This window comes from Humitalea sp. 24SJ18S-53 (assembly GCF_050632385.1).
Taxonomy (GTDB): domain Bacteria; phylum Pseudomonadota; class Alphaproteobacteria; order Acetobacterales; family Acetobacteraceae; genus Humitalea.
The window spans coordinates 4347816-4368327 of record NZ_CP192599.1 but is presented as its reverse complement, the minus strand read 5'-3'; the positions used below and the strand labels follow the sequence as shown (position 1 = coordinate 4368327).

The 20512-nt window shown below is 67.7% G+C and carries 19 protein-coding genes; 3 read left to right on the top strand and 16 right to left on the bottom strand.

All coding sequences use genetic code 11. The features are described from left to right. Window positions 1-26: 26 nt before the first annotated feature. From ACQW02_RS20975 to glpD, 4 genes are read right to left on the bottom strand one after another with little or no spacing between them, the layout of a single operon-like run. Entirely contained in the window at window positions 27-875 is an 849-nt protein-coding gene (locus ACQW02_RS20975; protein WP_431281850.1) for an ABC transporter permease, read from the bottom strand. Next, window positions 872-1879 (bottom strand): ABC transporter permease, encoded by a 1008-nt coding sequence (locus ACQW02_RS20970; protein WP_431281849.1) that lies wholly within the window; start codon window positions 1877-1879, stop codon window positions 872-874. Before ACQW02_RS20970 ends, ACQW02_RS20975 begins: the two co-directional genes overlap by 4 nt. Continuing rightward, window positions 1876-3474, bottom strand: coding sequence for an ABC transporter substrate-binding protein (locus ACQW02_RS20965; protein ID WP_431281848.1), 1599 nt, complete (start codon window positions 3472-3474; stop codon window positions 1876-1878). Before ACQW02_RS20965 ends, ACQW02_RS20970 begins: the two co-directional genes overlap by 4 nt. Before the next feature lie 42 nt (window positions 3475-3516). Continuing rightward, window positions 3517-4992: a glycerol-3-phosphate dehydrogenase gene (glpD, locus tag ACQW02_RS20960; RefSeq protein WP_431281847.1), complete on the bottom strand. Its 1476-nt coding sequence runs from the start codon at window positions 4990-4992 to the stop codon at window positions 3517-3519. 100 nt (window positions 4993-5092) lie between these two features. Here glpD and phnD point away from each other — a divergent pair, with 100 nt between their 5' ends. Then, window positions 5093-6049, top strand: coding sequence for a phosphate/phosphite/phosphonate ABC transporter substrate-binding protein (gene phnD, locus ACQW02_RS20955; protein WP_431281846.1), 957 nt, complete (start codon window positions 5093-5095; stop codon window positions 6047-6049). Window positions 6050-6051: 2 nt separating this feature from the next. On the opposite strand, the gene ACQW02_RS20950 is transcribed toward phnD, so the two are convergent. Beyond that, window positions 6052-6831: a 3-ketoacyl-ACP reductase gene (locus ACQW02_RS20950; RefSeq protein WP_431281845.1), complete on the bottom strand. Its 780-nt coding sequence runs from the start codon at window positions 6829-6831 to the stop codon at window positions 6052-6054. A gap of 115 nt (window positions 6832-6946) precedes the next feature. Between ACQW02_RS20950 and ACQW02_RS20945 the strand changes: the two genes are divergently transcribed. Continuing rightward, window positions 6947-7963 (top strand): ABC transporter substrate-binding protein, encoded by a 1017-nt coding sequence (locus tag ACQW02_RS20945; protein WP_431281844.1) that lies wholly within the window; start codon window positions 6947-6949, stop codon window positions 7961-7963. 217 nt (window positions 7964-8180) lie between these two features. Here ACQW02_RS20945 and ACQW02_RS20940 read toward each other — a convergent pair whose 3' ends face one another. The 5 genes from ACQW02_RS20940 to ACQW02_RS20920 all read right to left on the bottom strand — a co-directional run bounded on the left by ACQW02_RS20940 (window position 8181) and on the right by ACQW02_RS20920 (window position 13321). Then, the gene (locus ACQW02_RS20940) at window positions 8181-9425 is read right to left on the bottom strand and encodes an NAD(P)/FAD-dependent oxidoreductase (protein WP_431281843.1); all 1245 of its coding nucleotides are present in this window, start codon (window positions 9423-9425) and stop codon (window positions 8181-8183) included. Next, the gene (locus ACQW02_RS20935; RefSeq protein ID WP_431281842.1) at window positions 9422-10807 is read right to left on the bottom strand and encodes an amidohydrolase family protein; all 1386 of its coding nucleotides are present in this window, start codon (window positions 10805-10807) and stop codon (window positions 9422-9424) included. Before ACQW02_RS20935 ends, ACQW02_RS20940 begins: the two co-directional genes overlap by 4 nt. After that, the gene (locus ACQW02_RS20930; protein WP_431281841.1) at window positions 10804-11406 is read right to left on the bottom strand and encodes a non-canonical purine NTP pyrophosphatase; all 603 of its coding nucleotides are present in this window, start codon (window positions 11404-11406) and stop codon (window positions 10804-10806) included. The genes ACQW02_RS20935 and ACQW02_RS20930 overlap by 4 nt, the downstream gene beginning before the upstream one ends. Next, window positions 11406-12122 carry a ribonuclease PH gene (gene rph, locus ACQW02_RS20925; RefSeq protein WP_431281840.1) on the bottom strand — a complete coding sequence of 239 codons (717 nt, stop codon included), beginning with the start codon at window positions 12120-12122 and terminating at the stop codon, window positions 11406-11408. The genes ACQW02_RS20930 and rph overlap by 1 nt, the downstream gene beginning before the upstream one ends. A 308-nt stretch (window positions 12123-12430) precedes the next feature. Then, window positions 12431-13321 carry a fumarylacetoacetate hydrolase family protein gene (locus tag ACQW02_RS20920; protein WP_431281839.1) on the bottom strand — a complete coding sequence of 297 codons (891 nt, stop codon included), beginning with the start codon at window positions 13319-13321 and terminating at the stop codon, window positions 12431-12433. A gap of 89 nt (window positions 13322-13410) precedes the next feature. On the opposite strand from ACQW02_RS20920, the gene ACQW02_RS20915 reads away from it, so the two are divergent. Continuing rightward, window positions 13411-14373 (top strand): Bug family tripartite tricarboxylate transporter substrate binding protein, encoded by a 963-nt coding sequence (locus ACQW02_RS20915; RefSeq protein WP_431281838.1) that lies wholly within the window; start codon window positions 13411-13413, stop codon window positions 14371-14373. Here ACQW02_RS20915 and ACQW02_RS20910 read toward each other — a convergent pair. The 6 genes from ACQW02_RS20910 to ACQW02_RS20885 all read right to left on the bottom strand — a co-directional run bounded on the left by ACQW02_RS20910 (window position 14360) and on the right by ACQW02_RS20885 (window position 20430). After that, a complete protein-coding gene (locus ACQW02_RS20910; RefSeq protein WP_431281837.1) occupies window positions 14360-15598 on the bottom strand; it encodes a glycoside hydrolase family 108 protein in 1239 nt (412 codons plus the stop codon). The two genes, ACQW02_RS20915 and ACQW02_RS20910, sit on opposite strands and share 14 nt — an antisense overlap. Window positions 15599-15742: 144 nt before the next feature. Continuing rightward, on the bottom strand, window positions 15743-16819 hold the full coding sequence (gene hrcA / locus ACQW02_RS20905) for a heat-inducible transcriptional repressor HrcA (protein ID WP_431285949.1): 1077 nt from the start codon (window positions 16817-16819) through the stop codon (window positions 15743-15745). A 257-nt stretch (window positions 16820-17076) separates the two neighbouring features. Beyond that, window positions 17077-17697, bottom strand: coding sequence for a hypothetical protein (locus ACQW02_RS20900; protein ID WP_431281836.1), 621 nt, complete (start codon window positions 17695-17697; stop codon window positions 17077-17079). A 179-nt stretch (window positions 17698-17876) separates the two neighbouring features. Continuing rightward, on the bottom strand, window positions 17877-19067 hold the full coding sequence (locus ACQW02_RS20895) for an aminotransferase class I/II-fold pyridoxal phosphate-dependent enzyme (protein WP_431281835.1): 1191 nt from the start codon (window positions 19065-19067) through the stop codon (window positions 17877-17879). Window positions 19068-19204: 137 nt separating this feature from the next. Beyond that, on the bottom strand, window positions 19205-20047 hold the full coding sequence (locus ACQW02_RS20890; RefSeq protein WP_431281834.1) for a SirB1 family protein: 843 nt from the start codon (window positions 20045-20047) through the stop codon (window positions 19205-19207). Then, entirely contained in the window at window positions 20044-20430 is a 387-nt protein-coding gene (locus ACQW02_RS20885) for a histidine triad nucleotide-binding protein (protein ID WP_431281833.1), read from the bottom strand. The genes ACQW02_RS20890 and ACQW02_RS20885 overlap by 4 nt, the downstream gene beginning before the upstream one ends. Window positions 20431-20512 lie beyond the last annotated feature (82 nt).

The window sequence follows — 20512 nt, the reverse complement described above, 5'->3', positions numbered from 1 at the left end:
CCAACCCCTTGAGCATATCGGCGTCCTCACGTCCGCCTCCGGGGATCGACGATATCCCGCACGCCGTCGCCCAACAGGTTGAAGCAGAATACCGCGACCATCAGCGTGGCCCCCGGGAACAGCGCCACCCACCATTCGCCGGAGACGATGAAGGCGGCACCCTCCGCCACCATGATCCCCCATTCCGGCGTCGGCGCGCGCACGCCCAGGCCGATGAAGGACAGCCCCGCCGCGTTCAGGATGGCGTAGCCCATGGTCAGCGACATCTGCACCACCATGATCGGCATGATGTTCGGCGCCACCTGGCTCAGCAGCACGCCCATGTCCCGGTGCCCGGCGATGCGGGCAGCATCGACGAACCCGGCTTCCCGCCGTTGCACCGTCTCCGCCCGCGCAATGCGCACATAGAGCGGAAAGTTGATGATCGCCGTCGCCAGAACGATATTCGGCACGGTATTGCCCAGCGCCGCGACAATCGCCATCGCCAGCACGAACAGCGGGAACGCCATGATGGTGTCGGTGATCCGCCCGATCACCAGGTCCACCCAGCCGCCGAAGAACCCCGACACCAGCCCAGCAAACCCCCCGGCAGCAAACACCAGCGCGACCGATGCCGCGGCGATCCCCAGATCCAACCGCGTCGCCACCAGCACGCGCGAAAAAATGTCGCGCCCGATCTGGTCCGTGCCGAACCAATGCTGCGCCGATGGCGGTTGCAGCGCGCGCATGGTGTTGCTCGCCAGCGGGTCATAGGGCGCCAGGGACGGCCCAAAAATCGCGGCCAGCACGAAGAAGACGAACAGCCCCAGCGCGATGCCGGTGACCGGGTTCTCCGACACCACATGCCGGGCGTGGCCGAGTGCTGTGTCGCTCATGCCTGGCGCGCCCTTGGGTCAAGCAACCGATTCACCAGGTCGATCGTCAGGTTAAGCACGACGTAGAGGATCGCCATGGTCAGCACGAACCCCTGCACCGGCGCGCCATCCGATGCGATCAGCGCCTCGACCGCGTAGGATCCGATCCCCGGCCAGGCAAAGACTTTCTCGACCAGCACATTCGCGCCGAGCAGGAAGGAGAAGACCATGCCAAGCGTCGTCACCACCGGCAGCAGCGCGTTCCGCAGCGCATAGGTCAGGATGATGGTGTTCGACGACAGCCCCGATGCGCGTGCCGTGCGGATGAACTCCGCCCCCAGCACCGCCAGCATCGACGCCCGCGTGATGCGCGCGATCGGCGCCAGCGCGAACAATCCCAGCGTCGCCGCCGGCAGGATCAACTGCGCGAAGGCGCTGCGCCACGTCTCCCAATCGCCGGCAATCGCCGCATCGATCAGGTAGAAGCCCGTATAGGTCGGCGGTGCCGAGGCAAACGCATCCAGCCGCCCCACCGGCGCCGGCGACCAGCCCAGCAGGAAGTAGAAGACATAGACCAGCAGCAACCCGGTGAAGAACACCGGCAGCGACACGCCCGCGGTCACGATGATGCGGCAGGCATGGTCGGCCCAGGAGCCCTGCTTCACCGCCGCCACGATGCCCAGCGGAATGGCGATACCCATGGCGATCAACAGCCCGGCCAGGGTCAGTTCCGCCGAAGCCGGCAGCCGCGCCACGATGTCCTTCAACACCGGCTGCCCGGTGGTCAACGACATCCCCAGATCGCCCCGCGCCAGCGCCTGCACGTAATTGCCGAACTGCTCCAGCAGCGGGCGATCCAGCCCCAATTCCCGCTTGATCTGCGCGATGCTCTCCGCACTCGCGGTCGGCCCGGCAAAATACGTCGCGGTATCGCCGGGCAGCACCCGCGTCAGGATGAAGGTGACGATCACCACGGCTACCAGCGCCGGCAGCGATCCCACCAACCGGAGGAGGACGCCCCTCATCCCTTCGTCAGGAAACGGAAGTCCGGTTCGCGGCAGGGCCAGAATTGATACCCGCCGATGGTCCGCTGCATCGCCACGTCATGGAACGGCTGCGCGATCGGGATGAAGGGCACTTCCTGCATCCCCAACTCCAGGAACCCGCGCACCGCATCGGCATAGGCCGGCGCATTTGGCGCGAAGCGCGCCGCGTCGATCAAGCGGTCCATCGCCGGGTTCTGGTAGGCCGCGACGTTGAAGATCGAATTGTTGCCGTGGTAGTTCCAGAAGAAGAAGTAGTCGGGCCAATCCAGCCAACCGCCGAAGCGGTTGATCACCATTGGCGCCGTCTTCTTGTTCAACTCGCCACGGAAGTTCGCACCAGGCACCTTGTTCAGCTCGACGGTGATGCCGAGCGGCGCCAGCGCTTCCTTGACCAGCACGGCCATCGGCTCGGCGATCGTGCCCGACCCCGCGTCGAAGACCAGCGATGTGCTGAACGGCGCCACGCCCGATTCCGCCATCAGCGCCTTCGCGCGGTCGATGTTGGAGGTATAGGGGAAGGGCACCGGCCAGGTCAGTTGCGCCGGGGTGGACGGCCCGCCCCACATCGGCACGCCGCGCCCGAACAGCGACGCCTGCATGATCTGCTCATAAGGGATCGCCCAGGCCACGGCCTGACGCAGCTTCACGTTGTTGAAGGGCGGCAGCGAGGAATTCAGCGCGACATACCAGATCGCATTCGGCACCGGCACCGCCGAGACCCGCACCCGCCCGGCCGCCGCCAGATCAGCAAAGTCCTTGGGCGGCAGGCCGTAGGAGATGTCGGCATCCCCACGTTCGATCAACGCCCGGCGCGTGCTGGGGGAGGGGATGTCGCGCGCGATCACCCGCCGCAGCTTCGGCAGCGGCCCGTTCTTCCAGTCGTCGTTGCGCGTGTAGATGGTCTCGGTGCCCGGGCGCCAGGCCTCGACCTTGAAGGCACCGCCGCCGGCGATGTTATTCTTCAGGTAATCCTTGGCCCAGACATCGCCGCCGGAATTGCGGATGGCCAGTTCGCTGTCGAAGACGAAGGGGATGGTGACGGCCAGGTTCGGCATCGTCAGCTTGTCGCGGCGCAGGAAATCGATGCGGAAGGTCTTGTCGTCCACCGCGACGAACTGCTCCGGCTTCTCCAGGGAGCCTGCGTTCATCTGGGTGGTGGCGAAGCCGCCGATGCTCACGGCGCGGTCCAGCGACCACTTGACATCGCGTGCCGTGACGGTGCGGCCGCTATGGAAACGGGCATCTGCACGAATCTTGAACGTAACGCTCGTGCCATCGCTGGCGTCCTGCCAGGATTCGGCCAGTTCCGGTTCCAGCGCATTGATGTCGAAGCTGGTGGTCACGTCATCGACGCGCACCTGCTTGAACTTCACCAGGCGGTCGTAGCAGTTCAGCGCCACGCCATTGACCGGCTGGGATGAGCCAATTCCCTGCATGTCCAGGCTGTTCGGCCCGTATTCCTGCACCAGCAGCAGGGTTTCGTTGCGGGTCGGGGCTGCCGTCTGCGCCTGCGCGACGGCGGGGGCCGCCAATGCTGCGGCGGGGGCAACCTTCAGGAAATCGCGGCGCTTCATGCGGGCCTCCAGACCTAGGTTCTGGGACCGGTGCAGCAAACCCTATGCCAGCAACGCCTCGATCGCCCGCGCCGCCCGGTCCCGGGCCGCATCGTCCAGATGCAACCCACGCTTGGTGCGGCGCCACAGCACGTCCTCGGCCGTGGTGGCGAATTCATGCGCCTTCATCCAGGCGATCTCGCAGGCATAGAGCCCCGCGCCCAGATCCGGCCCCAGGTCGTTCAACCCTTCGGCGCCGGCCAGCACCAGGTCGATCTCGCTGCCATAGCACCGCACCATCCGCGCCAGCACCGCGCGCGGCAGGAAGCGGAAGCGCAGCGCCGCCGCTTCCTCGAACGCCGCCAGCGACAGGCCGCCCAGGTCGCCGCCCGGCAGCACCGCCCCGGCGGTCCAGGCTGCGGCATCGCGCCCCATGGCACGGCACAGCCGGTCCACCGCCTCCTGCGCCAGATGCCGGAAGGTCGTGATCTTGCCGCCATAGACGGTCAGCAGCGGGGCGCCACCCTCATCCAGCCGCAGCACATAGTCGCGCGTCACCTCCGATGCCGCCCCCGCGCCATCGTCGAACAACGGCCGCACCCCGGCATAGCGCCAAACGATATCGGCCGGCGTCACCGGACGGGCGAATTGCGCGCTGACGGCGGCGCAGAGATAGGCTTCCTCGGCCGGCGTGCAGACCGGGGCCTCATCCCCCTGCGGTTCGTCGGTCGTGCCGATCAGGCTGAACCGGCCCTCATACGGGATCACGAAGACCACGCGCCCGTCGTCATTCTGCAGGATGAAGGCCTGGTCGCCATCATGCAGCCGCGGCACCACGATATGACTGCCGCGAACCAACCGCACGCGACCGCTGGCCGGCGCCCCGGTGGCCGCCTGGGTCGCCATCACCCAGGGGCCAGCCGCATTGACCATCGCACGCGCCCGCACGCTACGGGCCGCGCCATCCGGCCCCACCAGCCGCGCCGTCCAGCCCCTGGCATCGCGCGTGGCGTCCACGAAGGCCGTGCGCACCAGGACCTCCGCTCCCCGCCGCGCCGCGTCACGCGCGTTCAGCAGGGTCAGCCGGCTGTCCTCCACCCAGGCGTCGGAATAGGCGAAGCCGCGCGCCCCCGCCGCCAGCGGCGCCAGCAGCGGGTCGCCGGGCGCCAGGCTTCTGCTCGCCGGCAAGGTCACGCGCCGCGCCAGATGATCATACAGGAACAGCCCCGCCCGGATCAGCCAGGCCGGGCGCATCGCCGGCCGGTGCGGCAGCACGAAGCGCAAGGGCCAGGCGATATGCGGCGCCAAGCGCAACAACACCTCGCGTTCGGCCAGCGCCTCCCGCACCAGGCGGAACTCATACTGCTCCAGGTAGCGCAGCCCGCCATGGATCAGCTTGGACGAGGCCGATGACGTCGCCCCCCCCAGGTCGCCCTTTTCGACCAGCAGCACCGACAGGCCGCGCCCCGCGGCATCCCGCGCGATCCCGGCGCCATTGATCCCGCCGCCGATCACCAGAAGGTCGTAGCTATCCCGCATGGATCAAGCATGGGGACGCCCCGGCCCGCTGGGAAGCCGTCGCTTGGAACACAGGACCGCGTGTGACAGCATCCCGTCGGAGCAACCCGGAACCGAACCCATGCATCGCCGCAGCCTGGCCGCCCTCCTGGCCGCCATCCCCCTCTCGGCCCGGGCGCAGGTCGAAACCCATCCCATGCCGCCGGCCGGCCGCCGCGCCTGGGCCGACCAGGTGCCGGTGCTGCGCTTCGGCATCCTGGGCGGCGAGAACGAGGCCGATCGCCTCGGCCGCTACGACGGCTACCGCCGCATGATGGAGGAGAATTTCGGCATCCCCGTCCGCCTCCTCTTCGCCGCCGATTATTCGGGCGTGCAGCAGGCCTTTTCGGCGAGGCAACTCGAAGCCTCCTACATGTCGCCCGCCGCCTATGCCGCGACCTGGATGGACACCAATGGCGGCGTCGAACCCCTGCTGGTGACGAAGGAGGCCGATGGCAGCACCTCCTATGTCTCGGTCATGTATGTCCGCGCCGACAGCGGCATCACGACCCTGGAACAGATGCGCGGCAAGGCGATGGCCTGGTCCGATCCGAATTCGGCCAGCGGCTACCTGATCCCACGGTCGGAACTGCGCGGCGCCGGCATCAACCCCGAGCAGTTTTTTGGTCGCACCGGCTTCGCCGGCGGGCATGAACAGGCAATGGTCGCGGTGCTGGGGCGGCAATATGACGCAGGTGTCGCCTGGGCCAGCGGCCAGGGCGAGGAATCCCAGGGCTTTTCGCGCGGCGCCCTGCGCGCGGCGGTGGACAAGGGCCTGCTGAAGATGTCCGACGTGCGGATCATCTGGCGCTCCCGCCCGATCCAGAACGGCCCTCTGGTCGTGCGCACCGACCTGCCCGCCGCCTTCAAGCAGGACATGATCGCCTTCCACCTCGCGTTGCCCAGCGCCGCCCCCGATGTGCATCGCGCCATCGAACGCGGCAGCGCCATCGGCTGGGCCCTGACGCGACATGAGGATTATGCCGTCTTCGTCGACATGCGCCGGGTCGAGGCGCAGGAACGCCGCCGCCGCAACTGAAATTAAATACTCGGCAAGTGCAGACCGCCATCGACGTGAAACGCATCGCCGGTCGAAAACGGCATGCGCCCCGCGGCCAGGGTGGCGACCACGCGGCCGACATCCTCCGGCTCCCCCCAGCGTCGCGCCGGCACCACGCCTGACGCGATCCGCGCGCCATGGGCCGACGCCGCCGGCGCGGTCATCGCCGTGCGGATGATGCCGGGCCGCACCTCATGCGCGGCGATGCCGTGCGGCGCCAGGCGCAGCGCCAGCACCTTCACCATCATCGACAGCGCGGATTTCGAGAAACAATACTCCGCCCGGTCCGGCGCCGGGATGAAGGCATTGGCCGAGGTGATGGTGACGATGCTGCGCGGCGTCGCATCATCGCCACGCTCCTCCGCCAGCATCCGCCGCGCGATCGCCTGGGTCAGGAAGAAGGTCCCGCGCAGGTTCACCCCCATCAGGCGGTCGAAGGACTCTGCGCTCGTGTCCAACAGATCCCCGCGCACCGCGACCTGCACGCCGGCATTGTTCACCAGGCAATCCAGGGTGCCAAAGGCGCCAAACGCCGCCGCCGCGATGCCCGCATGGCCGTCCACATCGGCGATATCGGCGGTCAGCCAGGCGGCCCGGCGGCCCAGTGCCATGATGGCGGCCATTGTTTCGTCGGCATCCGCATCGCGGCCCAGGTCGGCCACGACGACGTCAAACCCCTCGGCCGCCAGGGCCAGGCAGATGCCCCGCCCGATGCCGCGCCGCCCGCCCGTGACCAATGCCACCGGTGCCCTGTCCGCCATGGATTTTCCCCCCCGTGGCGAGCAGGCTGGCGCAACGGTTGCCTCCCGCCAAGCCCGACCGATAGGCTGGCCCGTCCGTTGCATGGCGCAGCCCATCCCACAGGAGAGTCCACAGATGACCACCGTCCCACGTCGTGCCCTTCTGGCCGGGGCCGCCTTGCTCGCCGCCCCCGCCGTCCGCGCGCAGACCGCGCCGCGCCGGGTGCGTTTCGTGCTCGACTGGACCTGGCAATCCGCCCATTCCGCCTGGACCCTGGCCGGCGACCGCGGCTTCTTCACCGCGCGCGGCCTGGATGTCGGCATCGATCGCGGCTTCGGCTCGGGCGACACCATGACCAAGGTCGCTGCCGGCACCTATGACATCGGCTTCGCCGATACGAACCTGCTGCTGAAGTTCAACCACGACAACCCGAACAACCAGCTCGTCTCGGTCTTCGTGCTCTACGACGCATCGCCGAATGCCGCGATCTTCCTCAAGTCCAGCGGCATCACCCGCCCGAAGGACCTGGAGGGCCGCAAGGTCTCCGTCACCGATGGCGAGGGCACGCGCCTGCTCTTCCCGATCTTCGCCCGCGCCAACCAGATCGACGTGTCGAAGATCGAGTTCCTGTCGGTCAACGCGCAACTGCGCGACGCGATGGTGGTGCAGCGCCGCGCCGATGCGACGCTGGGCTTCCTGACCACCACAGCGCTGAACATGGTCGGCAGCGGCGTGCCGCTGAATGACATCGGCTGGCTGCAATACAACCGCTTTGGCGTGGAACTCTATTCCTCTGGCCTGGTCTGCCGGAAGGATTACGCCGAGCGGAACCCCGAAGCCGTGACGGCCTTCGTCGCCGCCACCATCGATGGCATCCGCGCCATGGTCGCCGATCCGCGCGCCGCCATGGCATCGCTGAAACGCCGCGAACCGCTGATCGACGAGGCCGTGGAAATCCAACGCAACGAACTGATCAACGAAGTCGCGCTGCTGACCCCGCACGTGCGCGCCAATGGCGTCAGCAGCGTGGTGCAGGCGCGCTTCGAACGCTCGGCGGCACAAGTCGCCGAAGCCTTCGACATCCCGATCCGCCCGTCGATGGATTTTACGTACACGGACCGGTTCCTGCCGGCGGATCGCAAGATCGTGTGAGGTCGCGCCTTGAGAGGGGCGTTGCCCCTCTCAAACTCTCCCCAGCAAGGGGCCGTGGCCCCTTGCAACCCACGATGCTTGGTAAAATGCGGAGAGGGGCATCAAGCGCGCGCCATTGATCCAAGGCGCGCCATGCCCCTCTCCGCATTTTACCAATGCCGCCGGTCCAGGGGCGGCGGCCCCTGGCGGGGAGGGGGGCGGAGCCACATCCACGGCGCTACCCGAACCGCTCCGGCCGATACGCCTCCGGTGCCACGAACGGCTGCTCGCCCACCATCATCTCCGCCAACAACCGCCCCGTCGTCGGCCCCAAGGTCAGCCCCTGGTGCGCATGTCCAAAGGCGCACCACGCCCCTGCCTGCCCCGGCATCCGCCCGATGATCGGCAGCATATCCGGCGTGCAGGGCCGCACGCCCATCCAGGGCGTGACCTCCACCCGTTCCGCCAGCGGCAGCAACGCCCGCGCGACGGGTTCGGCCCGGTCCAATTGCATCGGGCTCGGCGCCGCTCCCGGCTGCGCGAATTCCGCCCCCGTGGTCAGCCTCACCCCCGCCCGCATCGGCGCCAACAAAAACCCGCTGCCCACGTCCAGCACGGGGCGGTTCAGCGTCGCATTGCCGTGCAGGCCGAAATGCGCGTGGTAGCCACGCTTGCCAAACACCGGCGGCGCATAGCCCAGCGGCTTCGTCACCCGCGCCGAGGCATCGCCCAGCGCCACCACCACCTCGGCGGCCTCCACCGGCCCGGCCGCACTCGTGACCTGCCAGCCTGACCCCGCCCGCCGCAGGGTGGTCGCATCGCCGATGGCCAGCGTTCCGCCCGCCTCGGCAAAACGCCGCGCATAGGCCAGCGTCAGCGCATGCGGGTCGCTGACGGAAAACGGGTCGGTCCAATGAATGCCGCCCGCCCGTTCCACCAGCAGATGCGGTTCGGCCGCGGCCACTCCCGCGCGGTCCAGGGCGGTGAAATTGACGCCATGATCCCGCCGCGCCGCCTCGGCCTGCGCCAGCGCCGCGTCCAGCATGTTCGGGTCCGCAAACACCTTCATCCAGCCGATCGGCCGCAACAGCGCCATCGCCTCGGTGTCGCGGGCGAGCGCCATATGCTCATCCAGGCAGGTCGCGATCAGCGCCGCATGCCCGCGCACCGCGTCCAGGTAGCGTTGCGGTTCGGAATGCCACCAATACCGCAGCAGCGGCGCCGCCAACCCCGGCAGGGCGCCGATGTGGTAGGCGGTATCGACCTGCCGGTTCCCGACAATCCGCCGCAGTTCCGCGATGTCGCGCGGGAAGGGATGGGGATACACCGCCTCCCGCTGGATCAGCCCGCCATTGCCGAAGGACGCGCCTTCGCCCGGCCCGCGCCGATCCACCAGCACCACATCGTAGCCGCGCCGCCGCAGATGCAGCGCCACCGACACCCCGACCATCCCCGCGCCAAGGACGATGGCCGAACGTGTCACTGCGCCAACCGCGCCGCGATCCCCGCCGGCAACCGCCCCATATCCCGCGCATGATCCCACACCCGCCGGATCGCGGCCCCACCGCGCCGCACGACGGAAACCTCATCCGCCACCAGCACCTGGCGGTCGCGCAGCAACGGCACGCCATCGACGAACAGGCTGTGCAGATCGGCAGCGACGCCATTGGTCAGCAGCGCCTGCAACGGGTTCCACACCGGCTGGTAACGCGCGCCCGACAGGTCGAACAGTAACAGGTCGGCGGTCGCCCCCGGCGCGATCACCCCCAGGTCCGGCCGCAGGATGGCCTCGGCCCCCGACAGGGTCGCAGCCCCCAGCATCGCCTCCGCCGAAGCGATCCCCGCCCGCCCCGCCTGCACCTTCGCCAGCAGCGCCGCGGCGCGCAGTTCCGCCACCATGTCCAGCCCAACGCCATCCGTCCCGACACCCAGCCGGATGCCGCTGTCGAGGAACCGCGCAAACGGCACCGCGACGCCGCTACGCGCAAACGCATAGGGGCAGGACGCAATCGCCGCCCCGTGTTCCTTGACGATCGCCAATTCCTCGTCGGTCGCGAACACGCAATGCGCCAACACAGTCCCCGGCCGCAGCAGCCCCAAATCCCGCAAATGCCGGATCGGCGAGGTGCCGTAGCGCTCCTGCACGATCCCCAGTTCCACCGCCGACTGCGCCGCATGGATCGTCAGCGGCACGCCAAGTTTTTCGACCGCCGCGCCAATTTGCCGCAGCAGGTCCGGCGTGCAGGTATCCAGCCCATGCGGCCCGAACCCGACACGAGTCCGTCCACGCGGCCCCTCGTCATGCGCCGCGATCAGCGCCATCACCGTGCCGAAGCCGGTATCCGCCGCCAGCGGTGCCGTCACCGGCTTCCCATCCGGCGTCATATCCATCTTCGGTGTCGAGAACAGGTAGGGACAGGAATAGGTCCTTAACCCCAGCCGCTTCGCACGCCCGACAAAAGGCGCCTGTTGCAGCCGCCAGATATCCATGATGGTGGTCGATCCACCCTTCAGATTCTCCAGCAACGCCATTTCCGCGACGTCGCCGATCTCCTCCTCGTCCAGGATTTCCGCCGCGATGTCGCCCAGCGGCATCAGCAGCGAATAGACGACATCGCCCGGCAGATCCGCCTCGCCAATGTCATCCGCCAGGCCCCGGAACAGCGGCGCGCTGAAGGCGTGGTTATGCAGGTTCACAAACCCCGGGATCAGCAGGCTGTCCGGCAGGGCGATGCGGTCGGCATCCAAGGTCGGTGCCTCGGCGACCACATCGGCAATCCTGTTGCCCTCGATGACCACATGCTGCCCGCCGCGCAGCCCCCCGGCCGCATCCCAGATCCAGCGCGGCGAAACAACGATCGTCATCCCAGGCAAGCCTCCTTCAACAGCCGGAACGCCGCCGCACGATGGCTGATGCGGTGTTTTTCGGCCGGGTCGATTTCAGCAAAACTTTGCGTCATGCCGTCGGGAATGAACATCGGGTCATAGCCAAAACCTTTGTCCCCGCGTGGCGGCCAGACCCAGGTGCCATGCGCCTCACCCAACACACCCTCGGTATGGCCATCGGGCCAGGCCAGGACCAGCGCGCAGGAAAACCAGGCGCGGCGGTCGCGGTCGTGGCGCGCCAGTTTCTCGACCTTGGCCATCGCCATCTGGTAGTCGCGCCCGGTCGGCGTCTCCGCCCAATCGGCGGTATAAACCCCCGGCGCGCCATCCAGCGACGCCACCGAAAACCCGCTGTCATCGGCCAGCGCCACCATCCCCGACGCCCGCGCCGCAGCCAGCGCCTTGATCGTGGCATTGCCGATGAAGGTCGTTTCCGTCTCCGCCGGTTCCGGCAGGCCCAATTCCTTGGCGCTCACCACCGAAATGCCATGCTCGGCCAGCAAGGCGGCGTTCTCCGCCACCTTGCCGGCATTGTGGCTGGCCAGGCAGATCCGGGTCTCGGTCAGCCTGCGGTGCATCAGAGACCCAGCGCCTTCTGCTGCGCCGCGAACAGCGCCGCCGTGCCCTGCCGCGCCAGCGCCATCAGCGCCAGGAACTCGGCCTCCGAAAACGGATCCTGTTCGGCGGTGCCCTGGATTTCGACGATGCCGCCGCTCTCGGTCAGCACGAAATTCGCATCCGCCTGGGCGTCGCTATCCTCGGCATAATCCAGGTCCAGCACCGGCGTGCCCTTGTAGAGCCCGCAGGACACCGCCGCGACCTGGCCCGACAGCGGCACGCGCGGCAGCACGTTCAACTTCACGCAATGCTGGAAGGCCAAATGCAGCGCGACCCAGGCCCCCGTTATGGCGGCGCAGCGCGTGCCCGCATCGGCGGTCAGCACGTCGCAGTCGAGCGTGATGCTCATCTCGCCCATCGCCTCGCGGTCGGTCACGGCGCGCAGCGCGCGGCCGATCAGGCGCTGGATTTCCTGCGTGCGGCCCGATTGCTTGCCACGCGCCGCTTCACGATCGCCGCGGGTATGCGTCGCGCGGGGCAGCATGCCGTATTCGGCGGTGACCCAGCCCTGGCCCTTGCCGCGCAGGAAAGGCGGCACCCGCGCCTCGACGCTGGCGGTGCACAGCACCTCCGTCACGCCCATTTTTATCAGGCAGGAGCCCTCGGCGTAGCGGGAAACGCCGGGAGTCAGGATGACCTCCCGCAACTGGTCGGGAAGGCGGCCGGATGGGCGCATGGGGTGGGGCTCCGCGTGTCTGTTCGCGGCGCAGGAACCCCGCCCGGTTGGCCAAGTCAATCAGGCGGTCAAGTCAATAAAGCGGCGGCTTCGGGGCGCCCCGCATGTAGCGGCGCTCGGGGCGGTAGCGAAGCCGGCGCAGCAGGCGCTGGAACAAGGCGGACATGGGCGGAACCCCGGCGGTGTCCGGCGGCCCCATCCTGAAAACCGGGCCGGACGTCATGCCCGCCTTCTGGGCCCCATTCCGTGAACCGACCGTTTACGTCCGTCCACAATTCCGCGACGCCCCCAGCCCGGCGAGACAGCCCTCAGGCGTCGATCACCGGCGTCCGCAAGGTGCCGATGCCTTCGACATAGGCCTCCATCTTGTCCCCGGCCTTCAGATGCTGCGGCGGGTCCATCGCATAGCCCACGCCATGCGGCGTGCCGGTCATCACGATGTCCCCCGCCTCCAGGGTCAACCCGGCCGACAGATGCTCGATGATCGACGGGATCGGGAAGATCATGTTGCTGGTCCGGCTGTCCTGCCGCAGCTCGCCATTCACCGTCATGGTCAATTGCAGATCCATCGGGTCCAGCGCATCCGCCGTCACGATCCAGGGGCCGAGCGGGCAGGACTTGTCCAACCCCTTGCCCTTGAACCACTGCCCATGCGCCCGCTGCAACCGGCGCGCCGTCACGTCATTGCCGACCGTATAGCCAAAGATGTGCTTGAGGGCGTCGGCCTGGACGATGTCGCGCCCGGTGGTGCCGATGATCAGCACCAGCTCGACCTCGTAATCCATCGCGGTATTGATCGGGAAATGCAGCGTCGGCTCATCCGGCCCGATCACGGCGGTCGGCGGCTTGGTGAAGAATTCCGGCAGGGCCGGCGGCGGGGCAGGGGGGGCGCCGCGGGCCTTCAGCCCCTCGTTGATATGCGCCTGATAGTTGCGGCCGACGCAGAACACGTTTTTCGCGGGCCGGGGGATCGGCGCCAGCAGCTTGGCACCAGTCACCGTGGCACCCGCCGGCGGGCTCGCCGCCCAACCCGCGACCTGCGCCTTCACCTGCGGCCAGGCCGCGATCAGCGCCAGCATCGACGCATAGGGCGCAGCCCCGCCCGAAGCCGCATGCAGGTCCAACACGCTGGCCCCGGTCGCATCCAGCACCACACCCACGCGCGCGCCGGCACCCGCATCAAACGTCACAAGCCGCATTGTCCGCCTCCCTTTGCCCGGCACCCCCTTGTCGATACACTGGGTGGCGGAAACATATTGTCGATAAAAAACTACCGAGGCAAAGCCCCATGCGCAACCCTGTCCACCGCCGCGCCCTGCTGGCCGCACCCGCCCTGCTGGCGCTTCCCGCGATCGCCCAGACCGCCTGGCCCGACCGCCCCGTCCGGGTCATCGTGCCCTTCGCCCCGGGCGGGCCGACCGACCAATTGGCGCGCCAAGCGGCGCGCGACCTGTCCAGCCGCCTCGGCCAGCCCTTCGTCGTGGAAAACCGCCCCGGCGCCGGCGCCAATATCGGCATCGGCCAGGCGGCGCGCGCCACCCCCGATGGCACGACCCTGCTGTTCGTCTCGGCCGCCATCGCGATCAACCCCAGCCTCTATGCCCAGGTGCCCTACGACCTGGCCCGCGACCTGATCCCCGTCACGCGGGTCGCCACGTCCTTCAACATCATCGCCTCCCGCCCCGACCGGCCCTTCCAGGACATCGCGGGGCTGGTCACGGCGGCCCGGGCGCGGCCGGGGGCGCTGACCTATTCCTCACCCGGCATCGGCACCTCGCCACACCTGGCGATGGAGATGCTCAAGCAGCGCGCCAACATCGACATCCTGCACGTGCCGTTCAACGGCGCCGCCCCCGCGGTGCAGGCGGCCTTGGGCGGGCAGGTGGACATGGTCTCCTCCTCCCTGCCCGTGGCCCAAGCCCATGTCGCCGCCGGCACCCTGCGCGGCCTTGCCGTCACCGGCCCGGTCGCCATCGGCGGCGTGCCCAGCCTGGTCGAACAGGGCTTTGCCGGCCTCGTCTCCGACAATTTCCAGGCCTTCTTCGCCCCCGCCGGCACGCCGGAGCCGATCATCGCGCGGCTCCATGCATCGCTGCGCGCCTGGGTCGCGGAACCCGACACGGTGGCCGCGATGGAACGCCAGGGTTTTTCCATCATCGCCGACAGCCCGGCCGATTTCGCGACCGCCTTGCGGGCCGAACAGGCGGTCTGGGCCGCGGTCGTCCGCGCCGGCGGGATCAGGGCGGAGTAGGCACCGCCACCGCCTCCAGCATCCGCAGCGCCTCATCCCGCACCGACACGGTGCGCGCCGTCCAGCCGCGCCCGAACACGTCGAACTCCGCCAGGCTTTGGTAATGCGCCAGCCGGCGTTCGGCGAATTTGTTGATCAGGTCACGGGGATTGCCGGCCCGCACCGCCGCCAGGGTGATCGGCCCGATCGATCCATCCGCCGTCACCCCCGCCAATTCCTGCAGCATCTTGATCGAGGTCCGCACCCCGGCGTTCACGCCGAAATCGAAGGTCATCAGGTCAACCCCGGGCGGCAGCGCATCGCAATTGGCCGCGGTCCAATACTTGGCGCGATAGATCTCCCTGGCTTCCTCCACCTTCAGGTTGCGCATCATGTCCTCGGTGACGCTCGCCGCATCCATCTCGTTGAAATCGGCAAAGGCCTTCAGCGTGATACCGAAATTCGTCGGCCCGCCGCGATCGCGCGGGTGGTTGCTGAAGCCGCCCTCCTTCTCCAGCACCATCGCGACGCAGCGGTCGAAATTGCCGGGTTTCTGCGGCCCCGCCGCATGCATCGCCGCGACCGGCGTGGTCACGAGTTGCCGCAGCCCCTGGATCGCGGCCTGCGCCTGCTCTGTCTGTCCCTGGATGGCCGATTGCGCCTGGGCCGATTGCGCGGCCTGCAGGGTGCGGACCGTCGCATCCTTGTCCCGCGAGCCTTGCGACGAGCCGATCCAGAAATTCACCACCGCGGTAAAGGCCGCGACCAGCGACCCCACGATGATGTTCATCAAATCCCGCGCCGACTGGTTCACCGACAGGTCGGTCTGCCGCACGATGTAGAAGGTCCAGAAAAACCCGATCGTGACGACCAGGGAGATGATCGGCGCCCCCCAGGCCATCGCGCTGCCCTTGTCCGCCAGGCTCGTCATCGTGCTCCTGGCCGATTGCACATCGGCCAGCCGCTTGTTGAGTTCGTCGATCTCCGCCTGGCGCCGCTTCTCCTCCGCCTCGAAGCGAAGGCGTTCGCCGTCGATGGCGATCTGGGCAAGCTGCACCCGCAGCGCCGTCACGGCGGCGGGGTCGGCGTCCAGTTTCTGCTTGGCCAGTTCCGGGTCATCGGTGCCCGTCGCGACGCGCACGGCCTCGGTGACCGAGGCCGCGGCGGCCCCGGCGCGATCCCCGGCCAGGACGCGCACAATCTCTGGAAGGATCGAGGCGGCGAGCGCCAGGAGCGGAAGCGGCATGGGTTTCCCCTTCGCGCACGACAGGTGTCGTCCATCCGTGGCGGAGGTTTGCCGCTGTCGCGATCCGGTCAGGTCCGCCGGGGATAGTCTTGGTCGCCGCGCGGCGCCTAAGCAACGAATAAATGGGCAACGAATAAATGGGCGTCAGCCCAGCAACCGCCCGATCACCCGCGCCGTGTAATCCACCACCGGGATGATCCGGCGATAATTGATCCGCGTCGGTCCGATCACCCCGATCGCGCCCACCACCCGCTGCCGATCCGGCCCGGTCGCGGCGCCAAAGGGCGCGACCACCATCGACAGCCCGGCGCTGTCGAACAGCCCGTTCTCGGCACCGATGAAGATCTGGACCCCGGTCCCCCGCTGCGCCAGGTCCAGCAGCCGCAGCATCGTCTCCTCGGCTTCCAGGCGCTCGAACAGCGCCTCGATCTGCTGCACCTGGGCCAGGCCCTCCAGGTTCCGCAACAGCCGCGACTGGCCGCGCAGGATCAGCGACCCCTGTGCCCCGCCGCCTGCCCAGGTCGCCAAGCCGGCGCCGACCACGGCCTCGGTCAGCGCATCCAATTGGGTGCGGTGGGCGGCGACCTCATCCTCGATATCGCGCTTGGCATCGTCCAGGGTGCGGCCGCCCAGCCGGGCGTTGAGGTAATTGCTGGCCTGCACCAGGGCCGAGGGCGGCAGGCCCGCGGGGATGTCGATCACCCGGTTTTCCACCTGGCCATCGGCGGTAACCAGCACCACCAGCGCCCGGCCGGGGGACAGGCCGACGAATTCGATATGGCGCACCGGCGCCTCGCCCTTGGGCGCCACCACCAGCCCTGCTGCCCCCGCCAGGCCCGAGAGCATGGTCCCCGCCTCGGCCAGCGTATCCTGCATCGACCGCCCGGCGGCGGCGCAGCGGGCGGCGATCGTGTCGCGATCCTCCTCCGCCAGGTCGCCGAATTCCAGCAAGCCATCGACGAAGAGCCGCAACCCCCGGTCGGTCGGCAGCCGCCCGGCCGAGGTATGGGGGGCATAGAGCAGCCCAGCATCCTCCAGATCCGCCATCGCATTGCGGATGGTCGCCGGGGACAGCGCGACGGGCAGGCGGCGGGACAGGGTGCGGGAGCCGACGGGTTCCCCCGTCTCGACATACAATTCGACGATTTGGCGCAGGATGGCGCCCGATCGTTCGTCGATCGTGCGGCGTGTCTGCGGGTCCAGCACCGGGTTTGGCTGCATCAGCGATGGAGCGCGGAAAGGGGTCGGCAATGCCATGCGGCCTGGGGGCGGTCCTTGGGAATCTACCCTTGCAAGGTGGGTGGGGGTGGGGTGTGGGTCAAGCGCGGTTTTTATACCTATTTTTGGCGGGGCGTGCTAATGAATTCCCGCCCACGGGAGATGTGCGCCGCTGCCCTCCAGCCAATGCACGTGAGCAACTGCGCACGGGATAAAAAATGTATTCTAAAATAAATAGGGCGGCGCCCAAATTGTTTTGTCTACGTTGCTGATTTAGAAGGGGGATTTTTTTGATTTTTTCTTCTTAGGGGTTTCGATAGTATTCTTGTTCCCTCGAGGAGATAAAATAATGAAAGTGATACTCGTTCAGCCCGAGCGCAATCTTTTTTTACGGACAAGGCTGTAATTATTTCTTCTTTTGTTGCGCGTCTTCCATCCGTTTTATAACAAATCATCCGAATTTGATCTGCGTGGCCCGTATTCGTGTATAAGGAATGGCAATAACTGTTGCGTCGCCCTTCAAGAAATTTAATTTCTGAAAATAATTCATCATAGAAAGCATTAAATCCCTCAGTCATTTCGACTGCGAGCGAGGCTGTTTCGACTATTCCGAGACGTTGGGAAAAGCTGGTGCTAACTCCCAGCAAGTGCTCGCTGGTGGATCCATCTATTCCAGTAATTTTTGAAAAAAGAGATGGCAGGGAATTTTCAATGGCGCCGAAGTGATTTATAAAAATTGCCACCTGCAGGCCTACTTCCGGTAGTTTTTCCAAGGCACTAACTGCTCTCCATTGTTTATCTGAAATAATAAACTCGGACGGTCGTTTGGGAGCGGAAGACAGCATGATGGATTCTCGAAGGGCATCAAACTCAATACGCACCACAAACGCTGAGTCAATCTGGTGTAGCAACTGCCGAACCGACCGAGCAGAAATTTGACCGAAACGTCGAAAACTCCGCCTTTTGTATCTAGTTCAACCAGTGCCGCAAATCTTCCATCGCACCTGTCACCCGATCCGCAACCACGCCCTTCGGCAACGCCAGCAGCCGATCCAGTCCTTCACCCCCGCACCGCCCTCATCACCCGCGCAAACACCGGCAGTGCCCGCTCCACCATCGCATCCGTCGCCGTCAGGCTGATCCGAAACCGCCCCGGCATCTCCGCCACACTGCCCGGCAGCACCCAGACATCCCCGGCCGCCAGCCGGGCGGCAAACGCCACATCATCCGCCTCCGGCGCATGCGGCACGAGATAAAAAGTCCCCTCCGGCACCGCCACCTCATAGCCCGCCGCCCGCAACCCCTCGACCATCCGGTCGCGCCGCCGCTGCAACGCCGTCACGTCGATACACAGACCCTCCAACTCCGGCAGCGCGCGCTGCAGCGTTTGCCCCGCAAAAGCCCAGCCGTGCGACATCTGGGCCAGCTCCACGGCGTCGCGCAGCGCAACGCGGTCGGCCTCCGGCATATCCGGGCACAGCGCCAGCCAGCCGAGCCGTTCCCCCGGCGCCAGCAGCACCTTGCCGTAGGAATAGGCGACCAGCGTATGCGGATAGCTCTCGGCCGGGCTGATATGCACGTGCCCGTCGAAGACGATCCGCGCATAGGGTTCGTCGGCCAACAGATAGATCACCTTGCCATGCCGCTCGGATGCCTCGGCCAGCAACCCCGCCAACGCATCAAGCTGGGCACGCGGAAAAATCCGCCCCGTCGGATTATGCGGCGTATTCACCACCACCACCCGCGTCCGCGGCCCGATCGCGGCGGCGATGGCGCCAAGATCGAGGTCGAAACTCCCCGGCACCAGATCCACCGGAACCGGCGTGCCCCCCGCCGCGCGCGTCAGCCCGCCGTACAAAAACCAGCCCGGGCGCGGATAGAGAACCTCGTCACCCGGTTCCAGCACGGCCAGCAGCGCCGCCGCCAGCGCGCCAAACCCGCCCGCGGTGATGGCGATATCGGCCGCCTGGTAGGGCCGCCCACGCGCCTGGCGCAGCGACCGGGCCACCGCCTCGCGCGCCACCGGGTTGTGGGTGATATAGGCGAACCAGTGCACGCCGCGCGGCTCCGCGTGGCGGATCAGCGCCTCGACCAGCCCGCGCAGCGGCGGTTCCTGGGGGTTGCCGAAGGTGAAGTCGCAGGCATCCGGGCCAAACCCGCGCTCGCTGACGACACGCTGCACGAATTGCCTGAGGGTGCGTCGCTCCTCGGCGGTGGCCAGCATGCGGCTCGATACGGTGGCGATCGCCATGGCGCATCCTCCCTTGCCTCGGACTGCCCCTTTTGGGGGGCATGCTAGGCCGTCCAGGCGGCGGTCGGAACGTTAAACTGGGGGCGCCCGCAAGCCCCCGGCAATTTGTCCGAAACAGCAAAAACCTAAGGAAAACCTCAGTTCAAGCGTTGCCGCAACTCCTCCATCACCCCCTTCACCCGCTCCGCCGCCTCCCCCGTCGGCACCAGCGCCAAAAACCGGTCCAGACAGACCAGCGCCGCGCCGATCCGGTCCAGCCGCTGGTTCATCAACCCCGCCTCCCGCCACAGCGGCGCGGAATCCGGCGCCAGGCGCAGCATGTCCTCGGTGCAGGCCAGCGCGCCCGCCATGTCCTGCGCCTTCAACCGGCGCAGCTTGATGTTGTTCTGCAAGCGCAGCAGCACCGACCGGCGTTCCACCGGGGCGACCATGTTCGGCCGCAACTCGGCCTGCCGGCCCTCGACCCGCTTCAGCACCTCGCGCAGGGCCGGGGCATCCATCGCGGTCCCTTCGTTGAAGGGATCGACCACCACCTGGCCACGCACCCCCTCCAGCGCCAGGAAGAAGTGCCCCGGGAAGTCCAGCCCATGCACCGGCCAGCCCACCGCATCGGCCGCATGCATCCACAGCAGGCCCAGCGCGACCGGAAGCCCGCGCCGCCGCTCGATCACCTGCAGCAGATTGGCGTTCGCCGGGTCGTCATAGGTCTCGCTGTCGCCGGCATAGCCGAAGTCGCCGTGGATCACCTCGGCCAGCACGCCGCGGCGGGCCTCTGCATCGCCCTGCTCGGCGGCGGGGCTTTGCTCCGCCGCCAGGGTCATGGCGCGGGCGATGTCGGTCAGGTGGTCCATCGCCCCGCGCCAGTCGCCATCGGGGGTATCGATCAGGGCGAAGTGCAGGGCGATGGTCGCGAGATCAAGCTCCGCATCGGGCAACTGGCCCGCCGCCGTCAGCGCCGCGCGGGGATCGGGCTCCTTCAAGGGGCGGGTGCCGCGACCATGCGGCCCAGCCGCCGGCCGCCGAAGACATGGACGTGGAAATGCGGGACTTCCTGCCCACCCTCGGCGCCCATGTTGGACAGGATGCGATAGCCGCTGGCCTCCAGCCCCGCGTCGCGGGCGACGGCGCCGACCATGCGCCAGAAGCCGCCCTGTTCGGCATCGCTGGCGCCGGCCGCGAAATCGGCCAGCGAGACCCAGCGCCCCTTGGGCACGACCAGGATATGCACCGGCGCCTGGGGGTTGATGTCGTGGAAGGCCAGGGCGTGGTCATCCTCGGCCACCCGCTTGCAGGGGATCTCCCCCCGCAGGATGCGGGCAAAGATGTTGGCGTCGTCGTAGGGTGGCAGGCCGGTCGTGGACATCGGGGCTTCCATCGTGTGGCGCCCAGATTACCCGGCGGCGCGGCCTTGGGCAAAGCGGTTGGCCCCATGTGGACGTTGAACC